The sequence below is a fragment of the Bythopirellula superficialaquae genome (assembly GCF_059632245.1).
Window position 1 is genome coordinate 377,188 of sequence record NZ_CP197426.1, and the last position, 11,483, is coordinate 388,670.

General features: G+C 53.9%; 13 protein-coding genes and 1 riboswitch. Of the genes, 5 read left to right on the forward strand and 8 right to left on the reverse strand.

The features are described from left to right. The first annotated feature begins 57 nt into the window (after nucleotides 1–57). A complete protein-coding gene (locus tag SH678x_RS01650; RefSeq protein ID WP_496921144.1) occupies nucleotides 58–366 on the forward strand; it encodes a nucleotidyltransferase family protein in 309 nt (102 codons plus the stop codon). After that, on the forward strand, nucleotides 356–700 hold the full coding sequence (locus tag SH678x_RS01655) for a HepT-like ribonuclease domain-containing protein (protein ID WP_496921145.1): 345 nt from the start codon (nucleotides 356–358) through the stop codon (nucleotides 698–700). The genes SH678x_RS01650 and SH678x_RS01655 overlap by 11 nt, the downstream gene beginning before the upstream one ends. On the opposite strand, the gene SH678x_RS01660 is transcribed toward SH678x_RS01655, so the two are convergent. The 5 genes from SH678x_RS01660 to SH678x_RS01680 all read right to left on the reverse strand — a co-directional run bounded on the left by SH678x_RS01660 (nucleotide 680) and on the right by SH678x_RS01680 (nucleotide 5,930). Next, entirely contained in the window at nucleotides 680–1,480 is an 801-nt protein-coding gene (locus SH678x_RS01660; protein ID WP_496921146.1) for a class I SAM-dependent methyltransferase, read from the reverse strand. The two genes, SH678x_RS01655 and SH678x_RS01660, sit on opposite strands and share 21 nt — an antisense overlap. 144 nt (nucleotides 1,481–1,624) lie before the next feature. Next, the gene (locus tag SH678x_RS01665) at nucleotides 1,625–2,425 is read right to left on the reverse strand and encodes a PEP-CTERM sorting domain-containing protein (RefSeq protein WP_496921147.1); all 801 of its coding nucleotides are present in this window, start codon (nucleotides 2,423–2,425) and stop codon (nucleotides 1,625–1,627) included. Next, on the reverse strand, nucleotides 2,422–3,333 hold the full coding sequence (locus tag SH678x_RS01670) for a hypothetical protein (protein WP_496921148.1): 912 nt from the start codon (nucleotides 3,331–3,333) through the stop codon (nucleotides 2,422–2,424). Before SH678x_RS01670 ends, SH678x_RS01665 begins: the two co-directional genes overlap by 4 nt. Further along, nucleotides 3,330–4,241, reverse strand: coding sequence for a DUF1559 family PulG-like putative transporter (locus SH678x_RS01675; protein WP_496921149.1), 912 nt, complete (start codon nucleotides 4,239–4,241; stop codon nucleotides 3,330–3,332). The genes SH678x_RS01670 and SH678x_RS01675 overlap by 4 nt, the downstream gene beginning before the upstream one ends. A gap of 151 nt (nucleotides 4,242–4,392) precedes the next feature. Next, a riboswitch (cobalamin riboswitch) is annotated at nucleotides 4,393–4,643 on the reverse strand. Between the two features lie 36 nt (nucleotides 4,644–4,679). Then, entirely contained in the window at nucleotides 4,680–5,930 is a 1,251-nt protein-coding gene (locus SH678x_RS01680; RefSeq protein ID WP_496921150.1) for an alpha/beta hydrolase family protein, read from the reverse strand. Between the two features lie 541 nt (nucleotides 5,931–6,471). Here SH678x_RS01680 and SH678x_RS01685 point away from each other — a divergent pair. The 3 genes from SH678x_RS01685 to SH678x_RS01695 all read left to right on the forward strand — a co-directional run bounded on the left by SH678x_RS01685 (nucleotide 6,472) and on the right by SH678x_RS01695 (nucleotide 8,374). Further along, nucleotides 6,472–7,713 carry a DUF4832 domain-containing protein gene (locus SH678x_RS01685; protein WP_496921151.1) on the forward strand — a complete coding sequence of 414 codons (1,242 nt, stop codon included), beginning with the start codon at nucleotides 6,472–6,474 and terminating at the stop codon, nucleotides 7,711–7,713. Between the two features lie 113 nt (nucleotides 7,714–7,826). Then, nucleotides 7,827–8,057, forward strand: a complete 231-nt coding sequence (locus SH678x_RS01690) for a DUF433 domain-containing protein (protein ID WP_496921152.1) — start codon at nucleotides 7,827–7,829, stop codon at nucleotides 8,055–8,057. Then, on the forward strand, nucleotides 8,054–8,374 hold the full coding sequence (locus tag SH678x_RS01695; protein ID WP_496921153.1) for a hypothetical protein: 321 nt from the start codon (nucleotides 8,054–8,056) through the stop codon (nucleotides 8,372–8,374). Before SH678x_RS01690 ends, SH678x_RS01695 begins: the two co-directional genes overlap by 4 nt. A 9-nt stretch (nucleotides 8,375–8,383) precedes the next feature. Here SH678x_RS01695 and SH678x_RS01700 read toward each other — a convergent pair whose 3' ends face one another. From SH678x_RS01700 to SH678x_RS01710, 3 genes are all read right to left on the reverse strand, one after another. Continuing rightward, the gene (locus SH678x_RS01700) at nucleotides 8,384–9,502 is read right to left on the reverse strand and encodes an alpha/beta hydrolase family protein (protein WP_496921154.1); all 1,119 of its coding nucleotides are present in this window, start codon (nucleotides 9,500–9,502) and stop codon (nucleotides 8,384–8,386) included. A gap of 207 nt (nucleotides 9,503–9,709) precedes the next feature. Continuing rightward, nucleotides 9,710–11,281 (reverse strand): sigma-70 family RNA polymerase sigma factor, encoded by a 1,572-nt coding sequence (locus SH678x_RS01705; protein WP_496921155.1) that lies wholly within the window; start codon nucleotides 11,279–11,281, stop codon nucleotides 9,710–9,712. A gap of 38 nt (nucleotides 11,282–11,319) precedes the next feature. Next, nucleotides 11,320–11,466, reverse strand: coding sequence for a hypothetical protein (locus SH678x_RS01710; protein ID WP_496921156.1), 147 nt, complete (start codon nucleotides 11,464–11,466; stop codon nucleotides 11,320–11,322). Nucleotides 11,467–11,483 lie beyond the last annotated feature (17 nt).

The following is an 11,483-nucleotide window of genomic DNA, read 5'->3' on the forward strand; positions in this document are numbered from 1 at the left end:
CGGCAATGGCATGATAACTATTTTGACCGATTCCTGTGGGTAAGGTAGGATTGTGATATGGAAACAATTGTCACTCCGCATCTTGACCAAGTTGCCCAGCTTTGCCGTAAATTTCATGTGCAACGACTCGAGTTGTTCGGCTCTGCGGCGGATGGGTCGTTCAACGAAATGCGGAGCGACGTCGATCTTCTGGTGGAATTTGCCACACTCCCCGCTGGTGAAAATGCGGATGCCTACTTTGGCTTTCTTGAGTCATTAGAATCGCTTTTCGGTCGTTCGGTGGATTTGGTCATGATCCGTGCGATTCGAAACCCTTATTTTCTACAGGCCATAGAGAACAGCAGGACGCTCCTTTATGCAGCTTGAAATCAAGACGTGCTTAGAAGATATTCGACAGGCTGCAGAGTTAATTATGCAGTTCACGGCCAATAAATTGTTGACTGACTACGAAGACGACGCACTATTGAGAAGTGCTGTTGAGCGACAATTCGAGATCATTGGTGAAGCAATCAACCGCATGCGGAAAATTGAGCCATCAACAATCGATAACATTCCTAATGCTCGCCGTATTATTGCATTTCGCAATATCCTGATACATGGTTACCATGTGGTTGAAAACACCATCGTTTGGGAGGTTGTACAAAACAATCTGATGCCTCTCTTAGATCATGTGCGCCAATCAATGAAAGCCAACGAATGAGGTCGTTTTGATTTTCGATGTTGTCCGCCGTGCCTTGATGCGCACATACGGTGCAACATACTGCGAGCGATGTCCAAAGCTTCCCGTCGCTGCGTCTTCATCGGCGTGCATGGGTTCGACCAAATCTTCGATCACGAATCCCGCGCGGCACATGCCGCCGACGAGTTGCTCCCAGCGATGCAGAAATTCCAGCGTCCCCGGCTCGCGGATCCGACAATGCTCGGCAGGTGGGAGTGGACCCGTGCGATAATACTGTTCCGTCAGGCGATAGCCTGCACCGGTAGGCCGAATCTCGGCCTGCAAGCTCGTGGGAGACTTATGCTGGCTGATATAGAGTCCGCCAGACTTCGTGACGCGCGCGATCTCCACAAATGTTCGCGTCACGTCGGCCACGTAACACGTGCTGACGGGATGAATCACTACGTCGAACGTCCCCGCCGCGAACATCGCAAGCTCATCCATCGACGTTTGCACCGCGCGGATGTCGAGCTTACGTTCCGCGGCCACTGTACGGTCGAGGGCGAGCATTTCACCGCTGATGTCGACAACCGTCACTCGCGCGCCAGCCGCGGCATAAATCGCACTGTGCCGTCCGCCACCGGCGGCCAAGCAAAGCACTTCCAAGCCGGCCACACTGCCGCCTAGCCAACCCAAAGGGTCGACCGTGTCGAGCGGTCGGGCGAGCTCTTCGTTGGATGCAGGCCGCGCGAGGGGAACTTGTTGCCGCGCGAGCTTATCCCACGCGCGGGCATTGTGTTCTTTTTCTGGAGTGTCGGGCATAAGCTAAGCTCGCGGAATGGTTCGGGCACTCGAATCCAAGGGGTTCATCAATTGAACCATTCCGCAAGCCGCATGTCACGTAGTAATGATTCTCACTAGCCGGAGACAAACTTGTCTCCGGGCCCGGAGGAAGTTGCCCTCCGGCTAGGAGCGACGAGTTGCAAGGGCAGCAATCGCCAAACCGATGAGAGCGATGGCACTTGGTTCCGGCACCCGGCCACCCATCGCCGAGCCAGAGATCGTAACGCCATCGAGTTCAAAGTTGGCGTTCGCCGCAGTATCCGCCACGATAAAGCGGATATAACCCACCTTCGAGAGCGACGTGCCAGAAATATCGAGCCAAGTTCCACCCCCCGAGCCAGCCAGCAGTTCGAGAATGTCGGGATTGCCGGGATCGGACAGCCGTAAGCCGTTGAACTCACTCAACGCACCCGTGAAGGGTTGCTGGAAGTTCGAAGGAATTGTGCCGGCCAGGTCGTTATAACCTTGCGTCGGAATATCGAACGTAACCACGCCTAGGCTTTCCCAGCTGATGCCGTCGGCGCTGACTTCAACCTCGGCATCGTCGATGCCAAAGGCGAACAGCGGATTGCCGGCTTGGTTGTTGGGATAATCTTCGTCGGCGATCCCCACGTTGGTGAAGACGCCAATCTCGGGACCAGCACCAGGAATCGCAAAGTGCGAGAGCCGCAACGTGAGATGACCGGTCTCGCCGATGGAAATGAGCTCATCGGCGCCATAAGCCGGATTAAATGCGGTGACATTACCTGGGAAAATTCCTTCGCCCGTATAGCGTTCCGGCGACCCGAGTGCTGTGCTGGGATCGCTGTATCCCCCCGCCGGGTTCGTGCCGGGATCGTACGAGATGACTTGGTTCGCAAATTGCGCGTGTGTCGATTGTGTGCCAAGGAGTGCCGCGAGGCACAAACCTAAATACCATTTCATGAGACAATTCTCCGATCGTGATGCAAAAGTCGTGGAAGCATGAATATAAACGTAAGCAGCAACAGGCCTGTTGATGGTTCAGGAAGGACGGAAACTAAGGGGTAAGGGGGAAGGGGGAGGGTGGAGAGGGGTTCTTCGCCGTAGTTTGTTTGCCAGTGTGCGAGGTCATTGGCACTCAAGGGGGCAGGAGACTCTCCGCGTTGCCAGGTAAGAAAATCACGACCGTCGATGTCACCATCGCCATCGAAATCGGCATCGACTTCGGCGGCAAGGGGATTGCGTGCGAAGGCTTGGTTGCTGAAGCTGGGCGAGAACGCCAAGCTGTGCCAACTTTGGTTCAACACGTCGCGTGAAGAAATGCCAGATCCCGAACGTGCCCAAGTGCCGCCGTCGTAGGGATTGGCCGTGGCGACGCCGTATTGCCAAAAGCCGGTGATGAACCAACCCTCGGCATACCAATCGCCGGGATCGACCGATTCCGCTCCGTCGGTGGGTCCCGAGGTCGCAAAGCCTTGTTCATCGAAAAACGTGTCGTCGGTGATCGCAAACTGGCTGTCGTCGTTGGCATCGTAACCCATACCGACGACACCGGTGCCGAAGCCACCGATGCTGCCAATCTTCGCGAACAGGCGATCATCGGCCGCGACGATGGCAGTGATCATGTTGACCGCTTTGATGTTGCCATCCCAGCGGAAGCCCCAAACGAGTGAATTGTCGGTCGTGGCATCACCCTGCCAGTCGAGGGCCAGAGCCGCTTGATTTGCGCCGCTGCCGACCCAGAAGTCGATGTCATCGAAATTAACAACGGGACCAGCAACAACTGTCGTGTTGGTAAAACACACTAACAATACGGCGAAAAATGCCGTTAGCCGGCAGCGTCCCGCTGCCGTGAGCGATCGATGATTCACAGCGCTTCGCCTCCACTACGCGTCAGCAGCGCATTGAGCACGGCTTGTTCCACCTCGTCATGGAGGAACGAAACATGGCCATCACAAAAGGTGACCGAAGCACCGCCGGGATGGGGGCTACCGATTTCGTTGTCGAGGCTCGGATGATTGATGGGGTTGGATTGTTCCTGGGCGAAGATGTTATGCCCGTTCGCCCATTCCATGCTTGTGGTCGCGATATCTCCACTAGGTGTTGAAAGTTTTGATTCGCGTCTGAGAAAGGCTTCACCAATCACGGCGGTGTGGGCCGAGCCATCTGTGATTTGCTTGAACGTGACGGGTTCATTAAAGAGCATGACTCCCAGCGACTGGTCATTAACATGTTGAGTCGAGGGATTCTCAGTGTCCGGGTCTTCATAAACATCGCGCCCATCACCTTCGACGCCATACAATCCCGCGTAGTCAGTGAAGCCTTGGCCGCGCCAGAGGGTTGCCGTGCTATAGAGCTGTTCGCTTGGTGTGCTGGGACATAAGAAAAGCGGGATTGAAATCGTGGTGAGATCACGGTTGGGTGATTGGTAGGCTGGCAACTTGAGGTCGTACCGATCCCACAACGACTGGTATTCGATGAACGGGAGCAACTGGATGTTCCAGGAGATAAGCTGCTTTCCCGAACCACCCGGCAGCATGTTGTTGCCAATACAACCGATGGGGAACTCCCCGCGTTGCTGTTCGAAATTGATCGTCGCCGTACCGTTCTCGCACAAGTGGCTTTGGCATTGCGTGCGGCGCGCGGCTTCCCGAGCGGCTTGAATCGCTGGCAGCAAAAGCCCCACGAGCACGCCGATGATGGCAATCACAACCAAGAGTTCCACAAGCGTGAAACCGCGCAACTTGGACAGGTCTTGATGTGCTCGAACGCCAAACATGAACGGCTTCCCGCTGTTCGCATGTTTTGCCGGGACCTTCAGCGCAGCAACGCGCCTAGGAATCAAAATCAGACCGACAAAGAAACACGAACTCGCAGAGTTTCCTCAATTACGCGGCCGGCGTCCCTCGCGCCCATGCTACATGTAGCTAGCCACATACAACGCATTGGTAGGTCTTCTGACTCCCGAGCTCAAGCGAACCGGGCCTTCTCACCGCAAGTCTGCGTTTCTGTAATGGCAGAATCTCGGCAATGGCACTTAGATGTAGTTCGCTTGATCGGCTCGGTCACAGCGGCGGGGCCGTCCCGGACTAAGATTCCCAAAGAATCTGGCACCGGAGTTCCCTGTTGCGTCGGCGTAAAGAGTTTTTACTAACCGACCACCAACGCACGATCAAATCAGTAGGGCAGTGTAATGGGGCCGTCAGGGCGTGTCAAATCACCCGTTACCAAGGCTTAAAAATGCGGAATTTCTATAGCAAGCAGGCGCGAATACGATAACCGCCATCAGCAAGAGTGTCGTGGGTTCAGGGACGGCGACGCCCGCCACGACCGTGGCGTTATAGTTTGATGTTTGCTTTGCTATGCCGTCGGAAACATAGTCCGCGACAGCGATAAATGTATGTAAGCCATTCTCTTTGGCTTGATAGGTGTATTGAAGAGAATTTTCACTGGGACCGAAGGTAGCGATCAAAGTTTCATCGTGATAAAGCCGTAGTACCGTCCAATCAATTTGATTGACCGACAGTTGCAAGGGCACCTTCCCATTAAAAGTATTGCCCAGAGTTATTTGAATCGGCGGAACGACGAACGCATTGTCGTTGTGAGCACGGTAAACCATGGCCATGGCTTCTGTTGGAAGCCACGATGCACTTGCTGTGTCTCCTGGATAAGTCGATAAGGGGGTGATCAGTGGAGAATCAAGCTGAAGATAATTACCATTCATGTCGAGCTGGTTGGCTTCGCCTAACCATGCTGTCGATAAGTTCGATATATCGTTTAAAGGAAGGGGCGTATTGGGAACAACTGAGGGAAGCTTGTTTTTGGGATAACGCACGCGCATCGCTTGGTCCATAAAAGCAAACTTCGTAATTTGGTTGGTCGCCAAATGGCCATGCTGCCAATCGACAAGCTGCGCGAGCGTGGCACCATTGGCCCGTGAATTCATAAAGTTCGGTTGAATAATGTTGGGAGTGACAACCTCGTCATGCGCGCCGGCAATGGCGATTCCCGGCACCTGATAATCTTCAGAAGTCGCGAACGGAGATTGATATCCCTTGTCGGCAATGTAGCAAATCGTCCGTTCCGGAATGTGCGTGGCCAGAACGCCGACGTTGTAGCCCCCTTTGGAAATGCCGTCGAGAATCACGGGAGCATTTTTGATTTCGGGACGAGCAAAAGAACTGGCAACGGCATCCATAACTATTTGCAAGTTCGCCGTCGATTCTTCAGCGGATGAACCCGCTAGCACGGGAAAGTCGGAAATATCGCGAAAGCCAACAATGCCGAACCCCATTTGAGGCAGGCGAAATTGCCACAAGCTGTTACCCGTAAGTCCGCGCGTATCGTTGCCGCTGCCAGGAATGCTAAGAATGAGACCTTTGAGTGGAGTTGAACTATCTGGCAGCCATGCCCGCGCCTGTATGGGGACGTTCGAGCCGGCATAGTTGAAATTAAAGCTATAGTTCACTGGCGCGGCAGCCTTCGAAGCGGAGATAATACCGCAAAGAAGTAGGCACACCCCGTGTGCCATCATTGACAGGCGTGACGAAGTCATCATTTTATTGCCGATGAGAGTGACAGAGGAGTTAAGAAAATGAATCAGTCAACCATGTTGCCGTCGAATAACGGACTTTAGCGCGAGAAGTGGTTAGACTGACCTCCATCAAAACGAAGTGCGAAGCGACACGCTTAGTTTAACAACGCAACCTTGCCCTGGCAGTACTTAACCAACCGTTCGTCGACTTCTCCCTGATTATTTTTTACCTTTGCAAGATTCAGGCCCAAACGTTGCGCTAAAAGCGTTAGCCCGCGACGAGTTTCGACGGACCCTAGTTGCGACCTTCGCCGGGGTAAAAAGAGTTTTTTACTTACCTACCACTAACGCACGATCAAATAATAGACCGCAGTGCAATGAGGGGCTGTGGAAGTGACAACCACGAGCGGGAAGGCCGGGTTTATCGCACAAAAGCGGATTGATTGGAGCGGAGCACTCAACTAGCTTGGCACTTATGAAGGGCACTCTCAATTTCGTTGCCATGTTTTTGGTATCGCTGACGGCGACTGCATTGGCAGCAGAGATGCAGCCCGTCACACTCTCGGCAAAAGTGGCACATCCTCAGCCGATGACCGGCATCGTTTTGTGGTCGACCAATGAAGAAGTCGAGTCTGCACCCATTCAGTTGGAGTACAGCTATCTGACTTACGATCAGGTCGTGCGCGGCAAAGGGGAATACGATTGGGCGCCTGTCGAAAAATTGTTCAAGGAAGTGGCCGCTCGCAAGCATCAAGCGATTCTACGTTGGCATGATACGTATGTTGGTAAACCGACGGGTGTCCCGACGTATATCAAGGCGTTGCCCGACTATGAGGAGACCAACGCGACGAGCGAGAATCGCCCCACTGGCTTTCCCGATTGGTCCCATCCCGAGCTGCAAGAATGCGTGCTCGCTTTTTTCACCGAGTTTGCCCGTAAATTCGACAGTGATCCGCGCATCGCATTTGTCGAGGTCGGCTTCGGCTTGTGGGCGGAGTATCACATCTATGATGGACCGATGGAGTTGGGACGCACATTTCCAGCGAAGCAATTTCAAACACGGTTCTTCGAGCATCTGGGACGAAAGTTTCAGCAAACCCCGTGGCTGATTTCCATCGACGCGGCGGGTGAGCATACGCCGTTGGCAGACAGCGCGGCGCTGCGATCCATTCCCTGCGGATTGTTCGACGATTCGTTCAATCACGCTGCCCACGAGCTCGAGAACGAACCGAATTGGAATGTGTTGGGCCGCGACCGTTGGAAGATCGCGCCCTGTGGCGGGGAGTTTAGCTTCTTTGAAAGAAAAGACCAAACCAGGGCTCTAGCGCCCCAAGGGCCGCACGGCATATCGTTCGAAGATCAAGCAGCCAAGTTTCACATTTCGTTCATGATCGGCGATTCCCAGCCTGAGCATCAAAGTGACGAGCGGATCTTGGCAGCAGGATTGGCGTGTGGTTTTCGGTTTGAAGTGACTGAATTTAAGTCGGGAGACGGTCACTCGCGAGTAACGATTCGCAATCAGGGTATCGCACCGATTTATTACGATGCCTATCCCACGGTTAACGGCCTGCGGGCACAGAAATCGCTCAAAGGATTGTTGCCCGGAGAATCGAAGACTTTTGAAATTGCCAGCGACGGCACAACGCCAAAGCTGACGATTGAGTGCGATCGGCTTGCCCCGGGGCAACGCATCCAGTTCGATGCCGACTTGCCGTGATTTTTTTTCGCTGTCGGTAATCCTTTGCCTCGGTTTTGTTGTTTCAGGTGACGGTTACACCAGTCTTCTTGGATAGCGTATAATTGTTTGGTAACAAAAATTAGGAAGGGTCTATGATGGCTAATTGGGAAACATGCCCTGCGGTTGAGCGAATCCCGGATAAGGTGAGTGGTGCCTGGGTTTTTCATGGTACACGCGTGCCCGTTGCTGCTTTGTTTGAAAATCTCAAAGATGGGGCTTCCGTTGAGGATTTTCTTGCTTATTTCCCGGGCGTTCAGCGTTCGCAAGTTGAAGCCGTCTTGGAGCATGAAATGACGACTGCCGCGAGCGGTACCGTCTCATGAAGATCGTCTTTGATCAAGGTGTGCCCGTACCCTTGCGAGATCATTTGGCCGAACACAGCATCGATACGGCGTTTGAACTCGGCTGGTCACAATTGCGGAACGGTGATTTGCTCAACGCTGCGGAAGAAAATAAGTATGAGCTACTGATTACCACCGATCAAAATTTGAAGTATCAGCAAAATGTTTCCGATAGATCGATTGCCATAGTTGTCTTACTTTCTACCTCATGGCCAAAGATATTGCAGAAAATTGCAGAAGTTAGGCAGGCAGTTGGTGCAGCGTCTCCAGGCGCCTATCTCGTAGTCAAGATTTTGTAATCAGTCACTTCAACCGTTCTTATTCAGCAACCCAATAGCCTGTTCGCAATCAATCGCATGCTCGGGGCGAGGATGTTCCGCGGTGAAGACACGCAAGTCATCTTCGGGCAAGACTTTCACAAAACTTTCATCGATTTTGCCGACGGAATTTTCGAGGGCTTTCAAATTCAGGTCTAAATGAGTCGCTAAAAAACGAGAGGCCGCGGCGCGTTTCGAGGGCCCGTAGTCGTGGCCTTCGCTTGGGAAATGGGCATTCTCGATTTTGTCGTCTGCGTTAAAGAAAGAATAAATTCGCTTGATGTGGGGGTACTCAACTTCGGGGGCGTTGAGCGTCCAATCGCCGCCGTCGGAGATGAGCATCATCGGCTTGGGTGCCACGAGCGCGGCAATCTCGACGTTGTTCGTTTCGTAGTCTTTTGTTTTATGAATCGGCATCGCGCTTTCGCATTCGCAACCGCCGAAGAAGTGAGACGAGACCTGCACCACGGGGACTGAGACATCGATGCGATCGTCGATCGCGGCAAGCAAGAATGTTTGTGTCCCGCCCCCCGATTCACCGGTGACTGCGAGGCGGTCTGCATCGATAAACCCCAGTGATTCCAGAAAATCGAGAGCACGAATGCTGTTATAAGTTTGCAGACGCTGCACTTGATAACGACGATGTTCGCATTGAGTCGACTCGCCGTAGCCGATCATGTCGTAACAAAAGGCCGCAGCTCCCATGCGGGCTTGAGCCGCGCAGCGCTTTTGCATGTATTCCTGCATGCGGCCGTTGCCGAGATGGCCGTGAGGATTCAAAATGCCGGGGATTTTGCCTGTGAACTCAGCGGGGAGATAGAGATTCCCCGTTACCCAAAAGCCAGGCAAGCTTTCGAACGCGACGTTTTCGACCGTGTAGCCATCCATCTCGCGTTTGTCGCGACGGATGACTTTGAGATCGCACGGCTTCGGGAGCTTTTCGAGTTGTATCCCGCGGCGTACTCCCGCGCGAAGCAAATCGGCGCGCTGCTGCCAACCTGCACGGTCGTTATACAGCTTGGACTTCTCAGTAAGCTTTTCGCGGCCTTCGGCTTCGGTGTAGGCGGGTCCCCGGAGGAGGGTGATTTCCTGGGCTCGGACATTTGACAAGATTGATATTGAGAGCAGTAGACAACAAATCTTAATTGGATGCATACCAGAACCCTATTGAAAAAATTAACAGGAGGCAGCAGGGTGAGCAGAGATCAAACTATCAGCTTCTCTGCTAACTCTGCTACCTCCTGTAAAGGTTTACAACAAAAAACCCCGCGAAGTGAAACACTTCGCGGGGTCGTTAGTTTTAAGATCCGTGCGTTGTTAGTCCAAGAAGCCCGAAAGCTCGGCACTGCGGCTCGGTTGCTGCAGTTTGCGCACCGCCTTGGCTTCAATTTGACGGATACGCTCGCGGGTCACTTTGAAGATGTGGCCTACTTCTTCGAGCGTATAGCTGTAACCGTCGCCTAAACCGTAACGCAGCTTGATAATTTCGCGTTCGCGATAGCTGAGCGTCTTGAGCACCTTGGAAATCCGCGTCCGCAACATCTCTTGAGCGGCACCGATGGCGGGGCTTTCGGCACCCGAATCGGGCAGCAAATCGCCAAAGTGGCTGTCTTCGCTATTGCCGACGGGGCGGTCCAAGCTGATCGGGTAACGGCTCATGGCCAACACGCGGCGAGCTTCGTCGACGGTGCATTCGGCGGCACGAGCGGTTTCTTCAATCGTCGGTTCGCGTCCCAGGCGTTGCAGCAAAGCTCGCGACACATTTCGCACGCGGCTCATGGTTTCGACCATGTGAACCGGAATGCGAATCGTGCGACTTTGGTCGGCCACGGCCCGGGTAATCGCTTGGCGAATCCACCATGTGGCGTAGGTACAAAACTTAAAGCCACGGCGATATTCAAACTTGTCGACGGCACGCATCAGGCCGGCGTTGCCTTCTTGGATCAAATCCAAAAAGCTCAAGCCGCGGTTGCGATACTTCTTGGCAATCGACACGACAAGGCGCAAGTTGCCTTCGGACAAACCGCGTTTGGCTTGCTGATACTTGGAAAACACATCCCGCAAAAAGAGGACGCGGTTACGAAGGCTCGTGGGCGTTTCTTGAGTCATTCGCAAGATGTTGCGATACTCGACCATCAAAGGCTTCCGCTCGGACATCGGGCGGCGGTCCTTCTTCATTTGGTCGAGTTGCTTCTTGAGATCATCCACGCGGCGGCTGAACTCTTCGAGCGGAGCAATCATAGCTTCGATTCGCTGAGTCCGCAGACCCAACTCTTCGATCAGCATGACGGCCCGACGACGACGGCCCGCGAGGCGAACCCAAGCGGCTTTGCGAGCGGCAGGCTTGGCGCTTTTGCTGGTCGCCGTGCGATAGTCTTCCTCGTTGCGTTGCAGCAAGATTTCGAGCGTGCGCAAGTTGTGAGGCAGTCGGCCGAGAATTTGTTCTTTCTCCAAGCGGTCGGTCACCGACACCTGCACCGTGCGGTCGAATGGTAGTTCACCACGATGTACGCGGTTGAGCACCTTGTAGGCCACGCGAATCACATAGTCGCAGGCCAACAACCGGCGCCGAAAGGCCGTGCGAGTGTGCTCAATGCGGCGGGCCAAGTTGATTTCTTGCTGGCGGGTGAGCAGCGGAATCTCGCCCATTTGCGTCAGATACATCCGCACGGGATCGTCCGACCAGGATTCGAGATCGACAGTTTCATCGCCAAACTCGCTGTCCTCTTCGCCGTCAGCCTCTTTAACGTCGGTATCTAGCCCGAGCGACAAATCGTCATCGACGTCAACGTCGACGACATCGTCGATACTCTTGGTATCGAATTCCTTCTCCACGTCGGCGACGTTCGATTCATCATCCAATTCGTGATCCAATATCGCGTCGTACAAAGTCAATACTCCTCAACTACGGGAAGTCAGCAAGTGGTTTATGAACGGTTCGTGCTGGGATGAGCGATTGTGGCCAGGACCCAAGCGGGCCGTGCGATCAACATCCGACGAGTTGCCAGGAAATGAGTAACGATGTCAAGCAACGGAAATGCCAGCAAAGCTCGCAAAGCGTCGCGCAGGTGCATCGGACGTTTGGCAAATC